Annotated in this window: 25 protein-coding genes; 10 read left to right on the top strand and 15 right to left on the bottom strand. The window is 59.0% G+C overall.

Annotated features, from left to right (window positions below; translation table 11 throughout):
• Nucleotides 1–275 precede the first annotated feature (275 nt).
• The 4 genes from B8991_RS17585 (at nt 276) to aat (ending at nt 3,466) form a co-directional block, all read left to right on the top strand.
• Nucleotides 276–803, top strand: coding sequence for a hypothetical protein (locus tag B8991_RS17585; protein WP_084354243.1), 528 nt, complete (start codon nt 276–278; stop codon nt 801–803).
• Between the two features lie 150 nt (nt 804–953).
• Complete coding sequence (gene accB, locus B8991_RS17580; RefSeq protein ID WP_084354241.1) at nt 954–1,439, top strand: acetyl-CoA carboxylase biotin carboxyl carrier protein; 486 nt, start codon at nt 954–956, stop codon at nt 1,437–1,439.
• Nucleotides 1,440–1,448: 9 nt separating this feature from the next.
• Nucleotides 1,449–2,801 (top strand): acetyl-CoA carboxylase biotin carboxylase subunit, encoded by a 1,353-nt coding sequence (accC, locus tag B8991_RS17575; RefSeq protein WP_084354239.1) that lies wholly within the window; start codon nt 1,449–1,451, stop codon nt 2,799–2,801.
• A 29-nt stretch (nt 2,802–2,830) separates the two neighbouring features.
• On the top strand, nt 2,831–3,466 hold the full coding sequence (gene aat / locus B8991_RS17570; RefSeq protein ID WP_084354237.1) for a leucyl/phenylalanyl-tRNA--protein transferase: 636 nt from the start codon (nt 2,831–2,833) through the stop codon (nt 3,464–3,466).
• Here the strand turns inward: aat and B8991_RS17565 are convergent.
• The 8 genes from B8991_RS17565 to soxC form a co-directional block, all read right to left on the bottom strand.
• Nucleotides 3,430–3,786 carry a DUF2155 domain-containing protein gene (locus tag B8991_RS17565; RefSeq protein ID WP_084354235.1) on the bottom strand — a complete coding sequence of 119 codons (357 nt, stop codon included), beginning with the start codon at nt 3,784–3,786 and terminating at the stop codon, nt 3,430–3,432. The two genes, aat and B8991_RS17565, sit on opposite strands and share 37 nt — an antisense overlap.
• The gene (mlaD, locus tag B8991_RS17560; protein ID WP_084354233.1) at nt 3,783–4,235 is read right to left on the bottom strand and encodes an outer membrane lipid asymmetry maintenance protein MlaD; all 453 of its coding nucleotides are present in this window, start codon (nt 4,233–4,235) and stop codon (nt 3,783–3,785) included. Before mlaD ends, B8991_RS17565 begins: the two co-directional genes overlap by 4 nt.
• A 4-nt stretch (nt 4,236–4,239) precedes the next feature.
• Nucleotides 4,240–4,623, bottom strand: a complete 384-nt coding sequence (locus B8991_RS17555) for an NADH:ubiquinone oxidoreductase subunit NDUFA12 (RefSeq protein ID WP_084354231.1) — start codon at nt 4,621–4,623, stop codon at nt 4,240–4,242.
• Nucleotides 4,624–4,711: 88 nt separating this feature from the next.
• The gene (locus B8991_RS17550; RefSeq protein ID WP_084354229.1) at nt 4,712–5,068 is read right to left on the bottom strand and encodes a RidA family protein; all 357 of its coding nucleotides are present in this window, start codon (nt 5,066–5,068) and stop codon (nt 4,712–4,714) included.
• Between the two features lie 74 nt (nt 5,069–5,142).
• Nucleotides 5,143–6,408, bottom strand: a complete 1,266-nt coding sequence (clpX, locus tag B8991_RS17545) for an ATP-dependent Clp protease ATP-binding subunit ClpX (protein WP_084354227.1) — start codon at nt 6,406–6,408, stop codon at nt 5,143–5,145.
• Between the two features lie 153 nt (nt 6,409–6,561).
• On the bottom strand, nt 6,562–7,200 hold the full coding sequence (locus B8991_RS17540) for an ATP-dependent Clp protease proteolytic subunit (RefSeq protein WP_084354225.1): 639 nt from the start codon (nt 7,198–7,200) through the stop codon (nt 6,562–6,564).
• Between the two features lie 391 nt (nt 7,201–7,591).
• Nucleotides 7,592–8,773 (bottom strand): c-type cytochrome, encoded by a 1,182-nt coding sequence (locus B8991_RS17535; protein WP_084354224.1) that lies wholly within the window; start codon nt 8,771–8,773, stop codon nt 7,592–7,594.
• Entirely contained in the window at nt 8,757–10,025 is a 1,269-nt protein-coding gene (soxC, locus tag B8991_RS17530; RefSeq protein ID WP_084354223.1) for a sulfite dehydrogenase, read from the bottom strand. The genes B8991_RS17535 and soxC overlap by 17 nt, the downstream gene beginning before the upstream one ends.
• A 203-nt stretch (nt 10,026–10,228) precedes the next feature.
• Between soxC and B8991_RS17525 the strand changes: the two genes are divergently transcribed.
• From B8991_RS17525 to B8991_RS17515, 3 genes are all read left to right on the top strand, one after another.
• On the top strand, nt 10,229–10,669 hold the full coding sequence (locus B8991_RS17525) for a PACE efflux transporter (protein WP_084354222.1): 441 nt from the start codon (nt 10,229–10,231) through the stop codon (nt 10,667–10,669).
• A 72-nt stretch (nt 10,670–10,741) separates the two neighbouring features.
• A complete protein-coding gene (locus tag B8991_RS17520; RefSeq protein ID WP_084354221.1) occupies nt 10,742–11,824 on the top strand; it encodes a GSCFA domain-containing protein in 1,083 nt (360 codons plus the stop codon).
• The gene (locus tag B8991_RS17515; protein ID WP_084354220.1) at nt 11,814–12,503 is read left to right on the top strand and encodes a hypothetical protein; all 690 of its coding nucleotides are present in this window, start codon (nt 11,814–11,816) and stop codon (nt 12,501–12,503) included. Before B8991_RS17520 ends, B8991_RS17515 begins: the two co-directional genes overlap by 11 nt.
• A 223-nt stretch (nt 12,504–12,726) precedes the next feature.
• On the opposite strand, the gene soxB is transcribed toward B8991_RS17515, so the two are convergent.
• The 7 genes from soxB to B8991_RS17480 form a co-directional block, all read right to left on the bottom strand.
• Nucleotides 12,727–14,424 carry a thiosulfohydrolase SoxB gene (gene soxB / locus B8991_RS17510; protein WP_084354219.1) on the bottom strand — a complete coding sequence of 566 codons (1,698 nt, stop codon included), beginning with the start codon at nt 14,422–14,424 and terminating at the stop codon, nt 12,727–12,729.
• A gap of 113 nt (nt 14,425–14,537) precedes the next feature.
• Entirely contained in the window at nt 14,538–15,389 is an 852-nt protein-coding gene (gene soxA, locus B8991_RS17505; RefSeq protein ID WP_084354218.1) for a sulfur oxidation c-type cytochrome SoxA, read from the bottom strand.
• A 59-nt stretch (nt 15,390–15,448) separates the two neighbouring features.
• Nucleotides 15,449–15,778: a thiosulfate oxidation carrier complex protein SoxZ gene (gene soxZ, locus B8991_RS17500; protein WP_084354217.1), complete on the bottom strand. Its 330-nt coding sequence runs from the start codon at nt 15,776–15,778 to the stop codon at nt 15,449–15,451.
• Nucleotides 15,779–15,796: 18 nt separating this feature from the next.
• On the bottom strand, nt 15,797–16,213 hold the full coding sequence (gene soxY / locus B8991_RS17495; protein ID WP_084354216.1) for a thiosulfate oxidation carrier protein SoxY: 417 nt from the start codon (nt 16,211–16,213) through the stop codon (nt 15,797–15,799).
• Between the two features lie 27 nt (nt 16,214–16,240).
• Complete coding sequence (gene soxX / locus B8991_RS17490) at nt 16,241–16,720, bottom strand: sulfur oxidation c-type cytochrome SoxX (RefSeq protein ID WP_084354215.1); 480 nt, start codon at nt 16,718–16,720, stop codon at nt 16,241–16,243.
• A gap of 120 nt (nt 16,721–16,840) precedes the next feature.
• Nucleotides 16,841–17,422 carry a thioredoxin family protein gene (locus B8991_RS17485; protein WP_084354214.1) on the bottom strand — a complete coding sequence of 194 codons (582 nt, stop codon included), beginning with the start codon at nt 17,420–17,422 and terminating at the stop codon, nt 16,841–16,843.
• Between the two features lie 21 nt (nt 17,423–17,443).
• The gene (locus B8991_RS17480; protein ID WP_084354213.1) at nt 17,444–18,181 is read right to left on the bottom strand and encodes a cytochrome c biogenesis CcdA family protein; all 738 of its coding nucleotides are present in this window, start codon (nt 18,179–18,181) and stop codon (nt 17,444–17,446) included.
• Nucleotides 18,182–18,252: 71 nt separating this feature from the next.
• On the opposite strand from B8991_RS17480, the gene B8991_RS17475 reads away from it, so the two are divergent.
• The 3 genes from B8991_RS17475 to B8991_RS17460 all read left to right on the top strand — a co-directional run bounded on the left by B8991_RS17475 (nt 18,253) and on the right by B8991_RS17460 (nt 20,311).
• A complete protein-coding gene (locus B8991_RS17475; RefSeq protein WP_084354256.1) occupies nt 18,253–18,627 on the top strand; it encodes a thioredoxin domain-containing protein in 375 nt (124 codons plus the stop codon).
• Between the two features lie 61 nt (nt 18,628–18,688).
• Complete coding sequence (locus B8991_RS17470) at nt 18,689–19,024, top strand: ArsR/SmtB family transcription factor (RefSeq protein WP_084354212.1); 336 nt, start codon at nt 18,689–18,691, stop codon at nt 19,022–19,024.
• Nucleotides 19,025–19,252: 228 nt separating this feature from the next.
• Entirely contained in the window at nt 19,253–20,311 is a 1,059-nt protein-coding gene (locus tag B8991_RS17460) for a YeeE/YedE family protein (RefSeq protein WP_084354210.1), read from the top strand.
• Nucleotides 20,312–20,340: the final 29 nt, after the last annotated feature.

Raw genomic sequence — 20,340 nt, 5'->3', positions numbered from 1 at the left:
AAAATCGCCGAAAACGACTACGGATCCCTCGGCGACACATCAACCCTCGCAGACCCAACCGTCGTCAACGACCTCATCGATAACAGAATGAACCGCTGAGATTTCCATGCCTTTGCAAACAAGCAATGCCGCCCTTCCGGGGCGGCGTTGCTTACGCTGCGCCGCATACCTAACGTTTTGTTAAGCATCACCAACGTTTCAATTTTCGGTTTCGTTATTAATGGTGTAGTTTTGGTAAAGACGCGATGTCCGCCGCTCAAAACAGGAGCCGAATCATGTCGATCATCGGCGTAACTCAATATATTGTCCCGGCGATCTCCGCCCAGCCACTGAAGGTGCCGAAAACAGGACCGGACCACGACAATTCAAGCGGGCGACATATTTCCATAAAAGGTGATGCAGTACCCGTCATCAGTGCCAAGGGTTTAACAAACGGGACAGAACAGCCGCATGCCGCGCCACCCTCTGTTTTGCAGCTCAAGATACTAGCGCTGCTGAAAGAACAAGAGGAAGCCAGGCTACTGCGTGACGGCGCCGAAGAAACAGCCGCGAACACACCGAACCGGCGCGTCGATGAAGGAAGCGCCGACAGCCCCGCTTCCAACCCGCTCGATGAGAGACCGATCTCGTTCTCCTACAATACAACCGACCCGGCAATGACTATGACGGACGGCTTCGTGATCCCGACCATGTCAGCGGATGCTCTCGCTCAAAACCCTTTGGGAGCAGCCCAACAACGATGGCATCTTAAAGAAACTGCTCCTCTCACCAGGCACGACCTGCGCCTGGAGCTGGCCCGCTAGAACCGACTTTTGGTATGTTCGGCTGCAACGCCTTCGACCGAGTTGCAGAGCGTCGCTTTTCATGGCCCGATGCTTCGCCTATAAGGCGTACAGCCATAGGCGCAGGCCCCGCGCAGACCCGCGCGAGATCATGAACCGGTCGAGGAACAGATGACAAATAACAACCACGATGCAGATGTAGCGTTTATCGAGGCGCTCGCAGCCCTGTTGCGCGAAAACGATCTGACAGAGTTGCAGGTTAAGCGGGAATACGGAGACTCAGACTGTCTGAATGTTCGTGTCAGTCGCATGATGCAGGCAGCGCCAGTCGCCGCGGCACCTGCTGCGGCCCCCGCCCCTGCCGCAAGCGCTGCGGCGTCGCTCTCGGCTCCGGCTGCGGCTACTGATGACCCGGCTGCACATCCCGGCGCGGTGTCCTCACCAATGGTCGGCACGGTATACATGCAGGCCGAACCCGGCTCGCCGCCGTTTATCTCTGTTGGCCAGCAAGTCACTGAAGGCGATACGCTTTTGATCGTTGAAGCGATGAAAACAATGAACCACATCCCGGCCCCACGCGCTGGCACAATCAAACGCATCCTGGTTGAGGATGGCGCGCCAGTTGAATACGGTGCTCCGCTTGTGATTTTGGAATAAGGGCGAACCATGTTCGACAAGATCCTGATCGCCAATCGAGGCGAAATTGCCCTGCGTGTCATCCGTGCCTGCCGTGAGATGGGCATCGCTTCAGTCGCAGTCCATTCCACCGCCGACAGTGACGCGATGCATGTGCGCATGGCGGATGAGACCATCTGCATCGGTCCACCTCCGGGCACTGAAAGCTATCTGTCCATCCCTGCGATTATCTCGGCCTGCGAAGTAACGGGCGCGCAGGCGATTCATCCCGGTTACGGTTTCCTGTCGGAAAATGCCCGCTTTGTGCAGGTCGTCGAGGAACACGGGCTGACATTTATCGGTCCGACATCAGAACACATCAATGTGATGGGCGACAAAATCGCTGCCAAGGATACGATGCGAGCGCTTGGCGTGCCATGTGTGCCCGGCTCTGAAGGCGGCGTTCCGGACCTGGAATCGGCGCAACGCATCGGGGAAGAAATCGGCTATCCGGTTATCATCAAGGCAACGGCAGGCGGTGGTGGGCGCGGCATGAAAGTTGCGCGCAATGCATCCGAAATGGAGCGCGCCTTTCACTCGGCCCGCGCCGAAGGCAAAGCAGCTTTTGGCAATGATGAAGTCTATATCGAAAAATACCTGACCACCCCCCGTCATATCGAAATCCAGGTCTTTGGCGATGGCAAGGGCAAGGCGGTTCACCTTGGCGAGCGTGATTGCTCCCTGCAACGCCGCCACCAGAAGGTTTTTGAAGAAGCGCCCGGCCCCACAATATCCCCGGAAGAACGCGCGGCGATCGGCCGCACCTGCGCGGATGCCGTGGCCAAAATCAACTATGCCGGTGCCGGTACGGTGGAATTTCTGTACGAAAACGGCGAATTTTACTTCATCGAGATGAACACGCGGCTTCAGGTCGAACATCCGGTGACAGAAGCCATTTTCGGCGTCGATCTGGTGAGAGAACAAATCCGCGTCGCTGCGGGCCTGCCGCTGTCCTTCGCGCAGGACGACCTAAAGATCAACGGCCACGCCATCGAGGTCCGAATCAACGCCGAGAAGTTGCCGAACTTCTCGCCATCTCCCGGAAGGATCACGCAATACCACGCGCCAGGTGGATACGGCGTGCGCATGGATTCCGCACTTTATGACGGCTACCGGATTCCACCTTACTACGACAGCTTGATCGGCAAGCTGATCGTACACGGACGAGACCGGCCAGAAGCCTTGGCGCGCCTGAACCGCGCGCTGGGAGAGTTGATCGTGGATGGCGTCGACACAACTGTTCCTCTTTTCAGCGAATTATTGCAGGAACCCGACATTCACACAGGCAACTACAATATCCATTGGCTGGAAAAGTGGTTGGAGAAGGCTCTGGTCGCACCCTGACCAGCGGATAATCCACAATGGCTGAGCCTATGCCCCTGAGCGCGGATCTGGTCATGCAAGGATACCGTAGCGGAATCTTCCCAATGGCCGAACATCGCGACGACCCGGACGTTTTCTGGGTCGATCCGCGGCGGCGCGGCGTCATGCCACTGGATGGCTTCCGAATTTCCCGGTCACTGGCGCGTCGGCTAAGACGTGACGACTACACTGTCACCGTGAACGCGGCTTTTACTGACGTTCTTGACGCTTGCGCGGACAGGGCCGAAACATGGATAAACGCGCAAATTCGACAGACTTGCCTGGATTTGCATGCGCGTGGCGATGCCCATTCGCTGGAAGTCTGGCAAGATGGCGTGTTATCGGGCGGCGTTTACGGCCTGAGCCTGGGCCGCGCCTTTTGCGGAGAGAGCATGTTCTCGCGCCGCACGGATGCATCGAAAGTGGCGCTCGCCTGGTTGGTCGATCGGCTCAACCGCGCCGGTTTCACCCTTTTTGACGTGCAATTCCTGACATCACATCTGGCATCCTTGGGTGCAAAAGAAATTTCGAGACAGAATTACCGTGCTCAACTGAAAAATGCGCTGGAAGGAAAAGCCGTTTTCACGGCTCCGGCGCTTCCTCGATCAGGTCAGGAAGTCTTGCAGCGCAGCACCCAGACGTCATAGCGCGCGTGGTCCAGGGGATTCAGTGCAGGTGCAGACGCGATCATCCAGCCAGAGAATACCGGATCCTGACGGCCCTCTTCCACGATGTCGAGAAAAGCATAGGCGTTTCCTGCCGGGTCTCCCGCCGGATAGCGACATTCTCGTAATGTGATGGTCAATCGGCCCAAGCCGCCACGTTCGCCATTGCGCATGTCCAGATCACTGACTGCGCCAGACACCTTGTCCAAGCCACGCAAAACCGCACCTGGCGCGCGCACAACGGCCTCCTGCGCCGCAGCCGGGCTGGCAATCAGCAAGCACAGCATGGCGGCACGAATCATTCCGCGCCCCCGCCAGATCCGACGTATTTCATCAGAAGCGAGATCAGGCTGACCGCCCCTTGTGTGTCAAGTATCTCGTCGCCCTCAGCATAGTAGAATGGCGAGCCACCGGGAGAAATTTCCACAAAATTGCCGCCAAGCAACCCTTCGGAAGAGATCACGATAGCACTGTCATCGGGGATTCGGATGCCGTCGCGGATAGCGACGGTGGTCTCTGCCCGATAGGTGTCGGCGTTAAGGGCGACATCGGTGACCGTGCCAACCTTCACGCCCGCCAACCGCACATCGGTGCCAACGCTGACACCTTCCAGCGAACGAAAGCTGGCTGTCAGCGGATAACCGGAATTTGACGCAGAGAGCCCCGTCGCCTGAGCCGCGTAAAACGCAAACCCCACAGCAACCGCGAGAACCGCGCCGCCAACCAGAACTTCGGTGGTATTCTCGGACATGTGGCTATTCCGGCGTCCAGGCCTCGTAATCGCTGCGATCCGCAGGGTTCGTGCGACGGATCGACCCGGACGGTGCATAGGCCAACGCAGTGCCCGTCAGGTTTTCGCGATGCGGTTTTTGCCATGATTGCTGGGGCAGCGGGCTTTCAGTGGGCGCATCTTTGAAAGTATGGTGCAGCCAGCCGTGCCAATCGGCATTGACGCGGCTTGCCTCAGCCTCGCCGTTGAAAATGACCCAGCGGCGCTTGCCGTCCTTTGTCTGATAGAAGATGTTGCCCTGCTCATCTTCGCCTACCTTTTGGCCATATCGCCAAGTGTAGAACTGAGTGTTCAGGGTCTGGCCGTTCCACCAGGTCACGCTACGCAGAAGGGAGTTCAGAATGCCCATGGATGTCTCCGCACAATTCCTTTCCCATATGAACCAAACGACGCCAGAGGTCCAGCGCCAAGCCTGCATCTGCGCAAACTCCGGCAGGTCAGGGCAGTTTGGCAGTGACTTCAATCTCGATCCGGAACTTTGGATCGATCAACGCTGCCTGGATCATCGTGGCTGCCGGGGGATGCGCGCCAAAGGTTTCCGACAGGACCGGCCAGCAGGCTTCGAACTCCGAGACGTCAGGCAGGTAATAGTGAACTCTGACCACATCATCGAACCCCGCCCCGGCCTCCTTCAGGGCCTTGCCGATCACGTCCAGCGCGCTGCGGCATTGAGCAATGACCGTATCGCCCTGCCCGACGGTGCCCGAGACATAGACCCAACCGTCGACCACGACCGCGCGACAATAGCCGATCTTCTCCTCGAAAGGGCCGCCTGAATGAATGCGCCGGATCATGCTTTCTTCTCCGCTGAACAGAAAAGGGCGGTGCCGTCCCGCACCGCCCCGTATCAATATCCCATCGCGAGCAATCAGCCCGCGCTGGTACCTTCTTTCTTCTTATCGGCATAGATCATCAGCGGCGTGGCATCAGAATTCACGGCTTCTTCGTTCACGACCACCTCTTCGATACCTTCCAGACCCGGCAGGTCGAACATGGTGTCGAGCAGGATGTCCTCCAGGATCGACCGCAAACCGCGCGCGCCTGTCTTGCGTGCAATGGCGCGCTTGGCGATTGCGGAAAGCGCTTCGTCGGTGAAGTTCAGCTTCGCGCCTTCGATCTCGAACAGGCGCTGATACTGCTTGACCAACGCGTTCTTGGGCAATGTCAGGATGGTGACCAGCGCATCTTCGTCAAGATCTTCCAGCGTGGCGATTACCGGCAGACGGCCGACAAATTCCGGAATCAGACCGAATTTCAGCAGATCCTCGGGTTCGAGTTCCTTGAACACCTCGCCCACGCCTCGGTCGTCATTGTCGCGCACGTCAGCACCAAAGCCCATGGCAGAGCCCTTGCCGCGCTGCGCGATGATGCGGTCAAGACCCGCGAAAGCGCCGCCGCAGATGAACAGGATGTTGGTCGTGTCCACTTGCAGGAATTCCTGCTGCGGATGCTTGCGGCCCCCTTGCGGCGGAACGGAGGCAACCGTGCCTTCCATCAGCTTCAACAGGGCTTGCTGCACCCCCTCGCCCGAGACGTCGCGGGTGATCGAGGGGTTTTCCGATTTGCGCGTGATCTTGTCGACCTCGTCGATATAGACGATGCCGCGCTGCGCCCGCTCGACATTGTATTCAGAGGACTGCAACAGCTTGAGAATGATGTTTTCCACATCCTCGCCGACATAGCCTGCCTCTGTCAGAGTCGTGGCGTCGGCCATCGTGAAAGGCACGTCCAGGATGCGCGCCAGCGTTTGCGCCAGCAACGTCTTGCCGCAGCCGGTTGGCCCGATCAGCAGGATGTTGGACTTTGCCAGTTCGATATCCGACGACTTTGCAGAATGGTTAAGTCGCTTGTAGTGATTGTGCACGGCCACCGACAATACACGCTTCGCCACCGCCTGACCGATCACATAGTCGTCCAGCACATCGCAAATCTCGCGCGGTGTTGGGACGCCTTCGGATGATTTCAGCCCGGCACCCTTGGTTTCTTCGCGGATGATATCCATGCACAGTTCTACGCATTCATCGCAAATGAACACCGTGGGGCCGGCGATCAGCTTGCGCACCTCGTGCTGACTTTTGCCGCAGAAGGAGCAGTAGAGTGTGTTCTTGCTGTCGCCGCCAGAATTCGTCGCCATTTTCCACCTCTCAGGTCTGTTTCGCGCGCCTACCGGTCAACCCGACCAGTGTCCAGACCATCTTTTCGTCGCGTGTCCGAAACAGCTTAAGCCAGCCATTTCCGGTCTACAATCGCAAATTTCCCGCGGCCCGGCAAAGACCGCGGGTCGCGATTACTTGGACTCGTCTTCTTCGCCCGGCTTGATCCGGTTTTCGACGATTTCGTCGATCAGCCCCCAATCCTTCGCATCCTCGGGCGACATGAAGTTGTCACGCTCCAATGCGGCCTCGACCTTTTTCAGGGTCTGGCCAGTGTGTTTGACGTAGATTTCATTGAGTCGCTGCTTCAGTTTCAGCGTCTCTTCGGCGTGAATCATGATGTCCGTCGCCTGCCCCTGATAGCCACCGGACGGCTGATGCACCATGATGCGGCTGTTGGGCAGCGAGAAGCGCATGCCTTTCTCGCCCGCAGTCAGCAACAGGGACCCCATAGAGGCCGCCTGCCCGATCACCAGCGTCGAGACCTTCGGCTTGATGTACTGCATCGTGTCATAGATCGACAGTCCAGAGGTCACGACACCGCCGGGGCTGTTGATATACATGCTGATTTCCTTGGACGGGTTTTCCGCCTCAAGATGCAGCAACTGCGCCACGATCAACGAGGACATGCCATCATGCACCGGGCCGGACAGAAAGATGATCCGTTCCTTCAGGAGGCGCGAGAAAATGTCGTAGGCGCGTTCACCCCGGCTGGTCTGCTCGACCACCATGGGGACGAGCGTGTTCATGTAGTGTTCGTACGGGTCTGTCATGTCGCCCCTGACTTCTAGAGTTTGGTTATCCGTAAGCTCGATTAGCTAACAGAGTCTTAGTGTCGGCCAAGAGGGGCTGCAAGGGGCCGGGTGAAATTGCTCAAGCGTCTGGCGTGGACGAAATATCCGCGCGGTTGTGTTTTCATGCATACGGGGCACCCATTACAAAACGCCCCGCATATTTTAACTTACCCGGATTTCGGCCAAACATATGACAGGGGTGCCCGCATACCAAACCAGCCATTCCTCATGGGGTCCCGTCGCAATGCGGCGTTTTTGCCTGTCTGGCTGCCAAGACAGTCACCCATTGAGGTTTTTGTTCGGGCCTTTTCTTCGTCGCGGCACGACCAACAGGCGGCGTCAGCACCAGTCGCGTACAGCAAGCGCATGACTATTGTCCCGCGGCTTTCATATAGGCGATGATCGCGGCCAGATCCTCGGGTTTGCGCAGCCCAGCAAAAGACATCCTGGTGCCCTTTGCATAGGCCTTCGGGTTGGCAAGGAAAGCAGACAGCGCCTCTTCGTCCCAGACACCTTCCATCGCATCCAGCGTTTTGGAGTATTTGAACCCATCGACCGCAGCGACCTCACGCCCGACCACGTTATTCAACTGCGGTCCGGTGCGGTTTTTGGCTCCATCTCCGATCTGATGACAGGCTTTGCACTTCTTGAACACCTTCTCGCCGGCCTCAACGAGTGCGGGATCAATTGCGGCATGCCCGTCACTTTCCGACGCCGGTGCGGCGTCGGGCGCGGCTTCAGACTCGGGCGCGGCTGCTTCATCTTCAGCCGTATCGGCCGCAGCCTCGGCGGCGGCGGTTTCGTCTGGCGTCACGTCCAGAACCGCCGCACGCATGGTGATTTCCACCGTGTCCTTGCAGGCCTCCATGCACGGCTCGCCGGTGAAGACCGGGATTTCCGTCTCGGCCCGGTCATCCATGTAGAAGCCTTCCGCATTGGGCATCTCGACCCCGGCAAAGTTTTCACGGCTCAGCGTAAAATCCTCGTCCACAAGATCGTTCATATAGAGCAGATAGGCGGTGATCGCATACACGTCGTCGGGCTGGAGGGACTGCGCATTCCCGAACGGCATCGCCCGGTTGATGTAGTCGTAAACCGTTGACAGATAAGGCCAATACGAACCTGTCGTCTTGACCGGGCGATCCTTGGTCAGCGAATTGAAGCCTCCGGTCAGCACCGGCCAACGGCCCACGCCCTCGCCGAAATCGCCATGGCAAACCGCGCAACTCTCGACGAAGATCTCCTCGCCGGTCATGACATCGCCGGAGCCTTCGGGCAAACCGGTGCCATCGGGCCGCACGTCAATATCCCAGACAGCAATTTCCTCGGCCAGTGCTTCGCGGCCAAGCCCCAGCTTGGCGTCGGCGGGCACCTCGTCTGCCTGCGCAGCGGCAATGAACATGCCATCCATATCAGCCGGTGCATTCAAGGCCATACGGCTGGCCTGGTCGGGCAAAGACGCAATCGTGCCATCGGCGAAATTGGCAGCGGCGGCCAGAACTGCCGCGGTTCCCAGAAACGCGCCGCCAAACAGCTTAAGAGACTTCGACATTCTCGGCGACCCCCTGTTCGTTGACATACCAGGTCTGGATGCCGTTATTGTGATAGATTGAGTTCACGCCCCGGATCTCGCGAAGCGCCTGTTTGGTGGGCTGCACATAGCCGGTGGAATCATGCGCACGGCTTTGAAGATAGAGCGGCTGCCCGTCCCATTTGATGTCCAGATAGAAGGCATGCATCGACTTATCGAGGCTTGGCCCAGACATCCGGGCCTGCGCCCATGTCTTGCCGCCATCAATGGTGACGTCGACGCGCGGAATGGTGCCCCGTCCCGACCAGGCCAGCCCTTTGATAACCAACGGTCCGGGACCATGGGTGATCGGCGCTTGCGGGCTGGGGCTGGTGATGACGGATTTCGCGTCCATCTCCCATGTAAAGCGGCGCGCCTTGCCGTCTGGGAAAAGGTCGGTGTATTTCGACGTCTCTTCACGGTGGTGCCAAGGCTTGTCGCCCACTTCGATGCGGCGCAACCACTTGATCCACATATTCCCTTCCCAACCGGGAACGACCAGTCGCAAAGGATAGCCCTGCTCGACGCGCAGCGCCTCGCCATTCATCTTGAACGCGACAAGGCAATCGTCCAGTGCCTTTTCCATCGGGATCGACCGGGTCATGGCAGCCGCATCCGCGCCCTCGGGCAAAATCCATTTGCCCTCGGACTTGATACCTGCCTCGTTCAGCAGCAACCGCAAAGGCACGCCGGTATACATGACATTGTGGATCATGCCGTGAGTGAACTGGCAGCCGTTCAGCTGCGCACCTCGCCACTCCATCCCCGAGTTCGCCGCGCATTCCAGAAAGTAGACGTGATTCTCACGCGGAAACCGCATGATGTCTTCCATCGTGAACACAAGCGGCGTGTCCACCAACCCGTTTATCATCAGCCGGTGCTCGGCGGGATCAATATGCGCGGCACCGCCGTGGTGACGCTCAAAGCACAGACCGTTGGGGGTGATAATGCCGTCCAGATCATGCAGCGGCGTGAAATTGATGGAACTGACAGGATCAGCCGTCAGCCATTCCACCGTGCGCCGGATCACCTGATCTTCATATTCCGAAGGCTTGCCATAAGGGGCAACATCGACTCCGTCGCCCAATTCCTGCATCCATGGCTGGATCTGCGTGATCGCCGGGTCACCTGCCGCCCGCGCCGCACCGGCGCCTGCAACGGCCCCACCTGCGGCCAGGGCCCCTTTCAGAAATGTCCTGCGCGATGCCGTCCCGCTCTTGTCCGAGGCTGACATGCTTTCTCCTCCACTCATATCATCACATTCATGTTAATGAATTACTTTATGTGAGTCTACCTCCGCCGTCCGTTCAGCCTGGTTTTTTGCGCCGGGACTTGAACGGAACAGTCAAATGTCCTAGCTCAGGCAGAAGCGAGGACGACCTCCCCCCATGTTGGGACAGAACCCGGGACGGCCCGGATCAGTAAACGGAGGATAGAATGCGCAAGACAGCAGATCGCGTCCGTCACGCACTCAGCTTTGAAATCATCGCGCTGGTCATTGTCACACCACTTGGGGCCCTGGTTTTTGACAAGCCGATCTCTGATGTGGGGGTCGTGGCCCTTGTCGGCGCCACGGTCGCGACATTGTGGAATTACGCCTATAATCTGGCCTTCGACATCATCCTCAACCGGCTGACCGGCACCACTTTGAAAACGCTGCCCGCCCGTATCGTGCACGCATTGATATTCGAGACAGGCATGCTGGCGCTTTTGCTGCCCTTCTTTGCCTGGTACCTCCAGATCGGCCTGTGGGAAGCCTTCGTGATGGATCTGTCCTTCGCAATATTCTATCTGGTATATACGTTTGTCTTCAATTGGGCTTACGACCGCCTTTTTCCGCTTCCCGAATGGTCAGAAACGCGGGCTTCGATTTCTTGACAAGGTTCTGCCATCCTGTGACCCTCATGGTGCCTTGACGTTACAGAGACCGATACAAGGGTTGTCTGCGCGATGACCGATGCCAATCCCTATTCCTCGCAACCGCCCAAATCCTTTTGGCGCAGCGCCGTTGCGGAACCCGGCCTTTACCGCATGTCCGACCTGTGGACACCCGCGTTCAGCCTTCCCGCCAACGCGCGTTTCGCGACCTATGGATCCTGTTTTGCCCAGCATATCAGCCGCGCCCTTCAAACGCGCGATCTGAACTGGGTGAACGCAGAGCCCGCCCCCGGAAAGACCTCGGCCGCGCTGGCCGCAAAATACAACTACGGCGTCTATTCGGCCCGCACCGCCAATATCTATACCGCCCGCGCATTGGAAACCTGGATCGAACTGGCCGAAGATCCCAAACTGACCAAATCCATCGAGATCTGGCAGGACGGCACCCGATTTCGCGACAGCCTGCGACCGCTTATAGAACCTGACGGTTTCGCCAGCCGCGAAGAGGCGCACACCATGCTGCGCTCCACCGCCAAGGCTTGTCGCCGCTCTATCGAAGACGCCGAGGTTTTAGTGTTTACCATGGGTCTGACAGAGGGGTTCGAGCACGCCGAGACCGGCCAGCCATACGCGCTATGTCCGGGCACCGTGGCGGGCCAGTTCGACGTGGATCTTCATGTATTTCGCAATTACGGTTTTACCGAGATCCTCGCCTCGATGAACGCGGCGATAACAGGCATGCGCCGCATCAATCCGGAAATAAAACTGCTGCTGACAGTTTCGCCCGTGCCGCTGACCGCGACCGCATCCCAAGACCATGTTCTGGTGGCCACAACCTACTCCAAGTCAGTGCTGCGCGCCGTCGCCGGAGAACTGGCGCGAAACGACCCGAGCATCGACTACTTCCCGTCATACGAAATCATCTCGGCACCACCCGCACGCGGGCAGTTCTTCGAGCCCAACATGCGCTCTGTGTCACCCTACGGCGTGTCGCTGGTGATGGAGCATTTCTTTCGCGGCCTGGATCTGTCTGAACCTGCAAAGGATCACAGCCCCGATCCTTCCGTCGAACGTCGCATCTCCGCAGAGAAGGAGATGGAAGCCGAGGATCTTGCCTGCGAAGAGCTGCTTCTGGAGGACGAGAATGCCCATTGACGCGCTGGTCATCGGCGACAGCCACAGCCGCGCGCTGCGCAGTGGTTGCAACGCCAATGGGCTGAAGATTCAGGGGTTCTCGGCGAGTGGTACAAACTGGATAGACCAAACCCTCCGCTTTGACCGCAAACGTGGCCTGCGTTCTACCACAAACCGCGGCATGAACCGGCGCTTTGACAAGATCGCGGAAGCCGTCGGGGTTGAAAACATCTTCGACACTGGCGCGCCTGCGCTTATCAGCCTGTTCAATCTGGGGCGTCTGTCGGGCGGCTTCTCGTGGCACAATCATCACGTCCCCGAAGAGGATGACAGGGACGCCGACGCACTGCACGTCTCGCCGGCTTTTCTGCGCGACTATGTGCTGGAACAGCGCCGGTTTCAGCTTGGTCTGATGAAACGCATATCGGTCCGGTCCAAGGTCTGTATCGTGGCTCCGCCGCCAATCAACCCGTCCCCGGCCAGCCGCGCCATGCGTCGGATCCTGTGCGAGTCCGTCCGCGACATGAAACTGCCTCTGGTGGACCCGTTGGATTTCATGGAGGACGGCACGGTGTCCCTGCCGCCCGAACATATTCACGAGGACGGCCGGCACGGCAACGATGCTTACGGCACATGGCTGGTCGGCCACATGATCGCGGCAGGCGCGATCCCAAAATCAGGCGCTTCGGACGCGGCCTGACCTGCGCCAAATCGAATGACCCGAATCCGCAAAAACGCGTCCAAACCAACACATGTATGCCAACCAACACCTCGCCTCAGGGGGAGGTCATGCGCCAGCATGGCCGGGGGCAGCGCCCCTGCTGCGTGCCAACGCAAAATGAAACCTGAGCGCGCCGACAGGCGCGCACCGCTGGATCAAACCACCGGACCCGCCCCATATTGCGACACATGCGCGTTCAAGATCATGCGCCCACCACCTCGACGGATGTATTGGGCTCCAGCCGAATTGTACCTTCTTTGCGGATGTGGTTTTCCACGACATCCCAGATCTGCGGGCCTTCCGTGCCTTCGTTGACGCTTGCCCAGCCAGCGACGACGTAGTTCTTTGCAGGATCAAGCACCTCGCCGGACTTGATCAATGTCATGTCCGAAATCCGCTCACCCTGCGGTTTTGTAATGTCGATGCGGTAGGCCATGCCGCCAATCCGCACCATATCCCCGCCCTGCTGATAGTAAGGGTCAGGATTGAAGATATTATCGGCGACGTCTTCAAGAATCACTTTGATGAACTCGCCCGTCATCTCGGACCTATAGGCTTTGCCATAGGTCATCGACGTGACATTGTAGATGTCCTCGCGCGTGATGTCCTGCCCCGGCAGGAGCGACGGCCCCCAGCGCACACCCGGCGACATGGCGATATCCGCCTCGCGTTCCGACAGCAGCGCATCGCAGATCAGATCATCCCAGGAGCCGTTGAAATTGCCGCGCCGGTACAACAGCGAATCCGTCTGGCCGATCACCTCTTCCAGCTCGGTCTTGAAGGGTGCGCGCTGCTCATCAATCAAAGCAGAAACCTGCGCGTCCGGCGTGATCACATCCGAGAAGATCGGGATCAACTTGTGGTGGAATCCCATCATCCGACCGTCCCGTACATCCAGATCGACGCGCGACACGAACTTTCCGTTAGAGCCGGAGGCAACGATGATCGTCTCGCCCACCAGCACAGGCTCGGGCAGCGCATCATGGGTGTGGCCGGACAGGATCACGTCTATCCCTTTGACGATCCCTGCCATCTTCTTGTCGACGTCGAACCCGTTATGGGACAGGCAGACGACAAGCTCTGCGCCCATGCCGCGCACCTCGTCGACCATTTCCTGCATATGTTCGTCGCGGATGCCAAAGCTGTATTCCGGGAACATCCATCCTGGGTTGGCGATCGGCATATACGGAAAAGCCTGCCCGATCACCGCAACCTTCACGCCCCCACGCTCGAAGAACTTGTAGGGTTTGAACATCTCTGCCGGCTCGTCCCATTCGGCATCGAAAATGTTCTGGCCAAGTGCCGCGAAAGGCAACCCCTCGACGATCTCGTTCACCCGCTCGGACCCCAGCGTGAATTCCCAGTGAAAGGTCATCGCGTCGGGTTTCAGCGCGTTCATCACGTTGACCATGTCCTGGCCTTGGGTTTTCAGGCAGGTGTACGACCCATGCCAGGTGTCGCCGCCATCCAGCAGGATCGCGTCAGGCCGGTCTGCCCGGATCGCATTGACCACGGTCGCCACGCGGTCCAGCCCGCCGACCTTGCCATAGCCCCGCGCAAGCGATGAAAAATCGTTGTAAGTCAGCGCGTAATGCGACGGAGAGCCGTCCTCGATCCCGAAAAGGCGACGGAAGTCGGCACCGGTGACATGCGGCACCTCGCCCTTGTTTTCACCGACCCCAAGATTGATTTCCGGTTCACGGAAGAAAATCGGCTTCATCTGCGCGTGAATATCCGTGATGTGGATCAGCGAGACATTTCCGAACGTCTCGAACTGCAAAAGCTGGTCCTGTGTCAGCGCCTGCTGTGCAGCCAGTCGGGACCAATTGCCAAAACCGCTGGCCCCAACAAGGGCGGACGCAGCCATAGAGACCTGAAGAAAATCGCGGCGGGAGATCATGGCAGAGTATTCCTGTTATCAGACTGAGCACTAGAGCGGCTTCACATTCGCATGTGTAAATATATCGGATATATAAAACCCGCACCGGAACAATCCGGCGCGGGCAGAATGGTTTACTGACGAACCGCCGGCGTTTCGACCGAAAGACCGTTGCCGCGTGAGGCGACATACAGTTCCAGCGCGCGGAACTCGTCAGAGCCTTCGGCGAAGGTCTCGGCACGCGTGTCACGAATGCAGCCACGGAAACGGTTGTGCTTGGAGATCAGCTTGGCCTGTTTCAGACGGTATGTCGGAAAACCATTGGTCTGGCCCTGGCTCAGGTGATCGGCGCGGATGTAATTGCCATAATTCTGCTCGTGGCAGTTGGCACAGGACAGTTCAAGCTGGCCGTAGCGCGTGTAGTACATTTCCTTGCCCTGCTCCCAATAGGGGGCGGCGTCACCATCGATTGCAACGTCCATCGGCATACCTCGCGACTGAAGCGAGATCAGTGCCGCCATTGACTGCATGTCATTGCCCGACCATTTCCATTCATCGGCCTGCATACGCTCTGTCCGGCATTCGTTGATCAGGTCTTCCATGACCACCAGCTTGCCGTCGGCATCGACTTTGGGCATTGCTGTCGCCAGACCAGCGAAGTTTTCGACGCCCTCGTGACAAGAGGCACAGCTTTCGCCGGCCTCTCCTTCGACCACGTCATAGGCGTCGATGGCCTGATCCACGAACAGCATCGCCGGATTGTCAAAGTCGTCGATTTCCAGCGCCTGTGTCTCGTCGGTGCGGAAATGCCAGCCTGAAACAATCTCGTCGAAAACGTCATCCAGATGCGCGGGCGCAGCCGTCTTGGAGATCATCTCGATCTCGCCGTTGATGATCAGCGTGTCATCGTCGGCACCGCCAGCGAATGCCATCGGGCCCGCCGCGATCAGCAGCCCGGCGATTGCCGTCATTGCCTTGAATCTCATTTATTATTCCCTCCCGTTATTGCGCCCTGCCCGGATGTCCGGACAGGGCTATCGCGAAATCAGGCGACGGTAACGCTTTTGGTTTCCTCGTAGACGGATCCGTCATCGTCATACCAGGTGAACTTGAAATCACCGGTCTCGGGCACGGTCGCCTCGAACTGGAAATAGGGGTTGGTGGAAATCGCCGGTTCCATCGTGACATCGACCACATTCTCACCGTTGAAGTCGCAAGTGAAGCGGTTGATGATCGAACGCGGAATGGTGTTGCCGCTGCTGTCCTTGCGCTGGCCCGACTCCATCGGATGGCTGATGAGGGTCTTGATGGTGACCGCTTCGCCTGCCGATGCCTTGCCGGGAACCTTGACGCGGGGTTTAACTCCGGATGCCATTGTCTCGTACTCCTCTGATCAGCCGCCGCAGCCGCCGATGGTCACTTTTACGGTCTTGGACTGGCGGGCAAAGCTGCCATCGGCCAGCTGGGCAACCGCGATCACGTCCTGCGTTCCGGCCAGTCGAATGCGGGTGCTGGCGGATTGCGACGCTGCCAACGGGCCAAAATTGAACGTTGCCACCGGGGGCGTCGGGTTGCCTGCTGCCAGCACCATGATGGCTGTGGCACCGGGGGCCGAAACCTCGATCGGGACGGTGTTGCCGTTTTCCGCGATCTCGGGTGCCGTCAGTTCGACCCCGGCATCGGCAAGCTCTGCGCCACCGGTGAATTCCGCGATCAGGTCATCCACGGCAGCATTGGCGCGGAACGGCAGAACCGTCAACAGGGCCGCTCCGGCCCCCATTGCCAGCGTTTCACGTCGTGTGAAGTGCATCTCTTTCTCCTCATTGCCGCAGCGCGGTCAGCTTTCCTTCAGGGTCAGCAGATAGGCCACGACGTCCTCGATCTCCTGCGCCGAAAGGATCGGCGTCAGTTCTTCTTCCTTTGCGGCCTTGCCGGTATAGGCATTGCCGGGACGGATAAAGCCGCTGGTCTTGTAAAAGGCGGGCATCACCGACCCCTCGAAGGTCATTTTTGCGTTGGCGACGATGCCGCGCAGTTCTTCTGCACTGCGGTAATCACCGATACCGTCCAGAACCGGCCCGACCTCTCCATGGAAGGGCGTATCCTGCAACGCTGTCACCTCGTGGCAGGCGATACAGTTGCCTTTGGCACGCGATGTCATGATCTTGATACCGTTGGCCGGATCACCGTCGGTGCCGCTGAGCGACGCCGCAACGGCACCATATTCATCAAACTGGACGTCTCCGGGTGCAACGTCGTCGGCTTGCGCCGCCCCCGCTGCCATCACCGCCGCCAGTGCGATCATCGTGATCTTCATGTGTCCTCCCATGCTATCTGTTCTGTCCTCGCGGATAGCTTTGTATACCGTAGGCCAGTGTACGCATCTGACGCAACAACAAATTCACAGAAGTGAATGCCTGCATCGTTGTCACGCGGATCAGTCGGTGTTGCCATCATTTCTTTCCCGGATCATCCGGGCGTGATACCGCTGGAAATCCTCATCACTATCAAGCAGGTATCTTTTCTCTAACACCCAGGTGTACATATCCATCGTCGTGCCACGCGCAAACGCGCCCGGCATCATCGCCACTGCCGCTTGCGGTGCACTCACACCTTCGGGCACATCTTCCGGCAGAAACAGGACCGTGGGCGTGAACAGAATCCCCCATTTCCGGGCCGCCGCCTTTTCGGACGTCACCTCGCCGTCGAAATCGGTCATCTCGGTGTCGCTGTGCAGGTTCAGCCGGACGACATAGAAATTCTCGTCGATAAAGGCGCGCACGTCGTCGCGTGAATAGATCTCTTCATGCATCTTGTGACAGTAGACACAGCCGCGCTGCTCAAAGAAAATGACCATGCGCTTGCCTTCGGCATTGGCCTCGGCCAAATCCTCGCGCATGTCCTTGAACGTGTCGCGAAAGAAGGGCTCGTCATACAGCCCGTCATCACCCATTTCCAACGCGGCACCCGCGGTGGCAAGGCCGCAGATCAGCAGCACTGCGCCTAGAAGTCGTTTCATGTCATATCCTCCCAGATAGATTCAGCCGAGTGAGCCGAAAGACGGAAACGTCGCCAGCATCCAGTTGCCGATCACGCTTACCGTGTCCGTTGCGATCAGGATAGCAAAGAGGATGAGCATCGCCCCCATCACTTTTTCCACATATCCAAGATATTTGCGGTTTCGCGCCGCCCAGGCAAGGAAAGGCCGGGCAAACAGCGCCGCAATGATGAAAGGCGCTGTCATCGCCAGCCCGTAGACCAGCAGCAACAGCCCGCCGCGCCAGATGTCGCCCATCCCGCTGGCGATCATCAGGATAGAGGCCAACGCCGGACCGACACAGGGCGTCCAGCCGAAACCGAAAGCCAGCCCCATCACATAAGCGCCAAGCACCGTTGTCGGCTCTGCCGTGCTTTCGATCCGGGCCTCGCGGTAGAGCAGCCCGATGCGTATCACACCCAGAAAATGCAGGCCGAAGACGAACAGCACCGCCGCCGCGACATAGCTGAGCGGTTGCTTCCACTGTGCGAAGGCCTGCCCGACCACCGTGGCCCCCATGCCAAGCAGCACGAAGATGGAGGTCACGCCCAATGCGAAAGCGACCGAGGACAGCACCAGCCGGGACTGCGCGCCATGCGCCACCGCGCCATCCTCGCGCAGCTCGCTCATCGAGATGCCCGCCATATAGCACAGGTAGAATGGTACCATCGGCAGGATGCAGGGGGTAAAGAAACTGAGCAAACCCGCCAGCGCCGCGCCCAGATAGGATATGTCGAACACGCGTGTCGCTCCTTGAATAATTCACATATTCAAATTAAGTTGTGGATCATGGTTTCGTCAATCAGGTCCTGATGGCACAGATCAGAAATCTTCTTGCCGCATGCGCGGTATTTTTCGGGGCTGCCCTGTCGGCAAGTGCTGCGCCGCAGCTTGTCATGGTGGAACGTGACGGCTGTCATTGGTGCGAAGCCTGGAACGAGGTCATCGCGCCGATCTATCCCAAAACCGACGCAGGAGCGTTTGCGCCGCTTCTGCGTGCGGATCTGTACGAGGAACCGCCCGAGGGCGTGCGTTTTGACCGGCCCGTCAGTTTTACGCCAACCTTCATCCTTGTCGATGGCGGGCGCGAACTCGGCCGGATCGAAGGCTATCCCGGAGAAGAGTTTTTCTGGGTATTGCTGGAGAAGCTATTGACCGACACTACAAGTTACGAGGCAGGCTCTTGAGACCACAGGATTTGATTCAAGACCGCGTAGCCCCTGCAACCCATCGACGAGGACATTAGTGATGCCCCTGCCGGTTCTTAGCCCCGACATGTCGGAAGGCGAACTTGACAAGATCGTTGAAAATGCCACTGCGGCATCGGCGTTTCTGAAGGCGATCAGCCATGAGGGTCGGCTTATGATCCTGTGCCATCTGGTCTCTGGTGAGAAATCGGTGACCGAGCTGGAAGACCTGTTGTCGGCGCGCCAGGCTGCCGTATCGCAACAGCTTTCGCGGTTGCGACTGGAAGGTCTGGTCGTGCCCCGCCGGGACGGCAAGGCGATCTACTACCGTTTGGCGGATGATCGCCCGCGCCTGATGCTGGAGCGCGTCTACGAGCTGTTCTGCGCGGAGGATTGATGCGGCGCGCAGCCGAGTTGGGTGAGAGTGCGTCAGAGGGCCGGCTGCGCAGCGAGGATCGGAGCGAGGGGCCAGCCCCTCGCGCTCCCCGGAGTATTTTGGCCAAGAAGAAGGGGACACAGAGGCTTTGGGACGGACTTGTGGCGTTTGATCGGCAGGACAACAATTTGTCGGTAATATGAGGACAGGCCTTTACCCGGTCGCGTGGACAGAAGGAAGTTCCGCAAGATGCTCGACATCATGACAGAGTCCCACCTGGTCGCGCTGATCGGCCTTGGTGGCGGGGTTCTGCTGGGCTTGGCGGCGCGGTTGGGCCGGTTCTGTACGCTGGGTGCCATTGAGGACTGGCTTTACGGCGGCTCGGACATTCGCTTGCGGATGTGGGGGGTGGCTATTGGCACGGCGATCCTTGGCAGTTTCGTCCTGATTGGCAGCGGTGCCTTGCCTGCGGGAGAGACAATGTACCTGTCATTGCGCTGGATGCCTGCCGCGTCGATCATCGGTGGGCTGATGTTTGGCTATGGCATGGCGCTGTCGGGCAATTGCGGCTACGGCGCGATTGCACGTCTGGGCGGCGGCGATCTGCGCAGCTTTGTTATCGTGTTGGTGATGGGCGTCTCGGCCTATGTGGTGTTGAGCGGCCCGCTTGCGCCTTTACGTGCGGCGCTGTTCCCGCCGGTGCCTGTGACCGATGAGGGCGTGCCGGGCATCGCGCATATGCTGGCGGGGGCGACCGGCATTTCCGTTATTTTCTGGGGCCTTGGCATTGGTTTAACCTTGTTGGCAGCATCATTGGGTAGCCGCGCCATGTGGCGCGAACCGGCGGCCATATTCTGGGCGGGGGTGGTCGGGGTCGCGGTGATCTCTGGCTGGGCCGGAACGGCCTGGGTTGCGGCGCGCGGCTTTGCAGGCTTGCCCGTGGTCTCGCATAGTTTCTCGGCACCGATGGGCGAGAGCATTCTGTTTGCGATGACCGGCAGCGCGCGGCCGGTTTCCTTTGCCGTCGGGTCGGTTGCAGGCGTCTGGGCCGGGGCGTTCATCGGCTCGCTTCTCAAGGGGCATTTCCGCTGGGAAGCCTGCGAAGATCCGCGTGAATTGCGGCGTCAGATTCTGGGGGCGATCCTCATGGGGGCCGGCGCGGTGATCGCGCTTGGCTGCACTGTTGGCCAGGGCATCACGGCGTTTTCCGTGCTGGCGATTTCAGCGCCCGTGACCTTTGCGGCGATTTTTGCGGGCGCGGCCTTTGGTCTGCGGCAATTGATCGAAGGCTTTCAGCCCGCAGAGTGATACCCGACCGGAATGGGGTAAAAGGGGGC

The organism is Primorskyibacter flagellatus (assembly GCF_900176485.1).
GTDB classification, from domain to species: Bacteria; Pseudomonadota; Alphaproteobacteria; order Rhodobacterales; family Rhodobacteraceae; genus Primorskyibacter; species Primorskyibacter flagellatus.
This window is presented reverse-complemented; position numbering and strand designations above follow the sequence as displayed.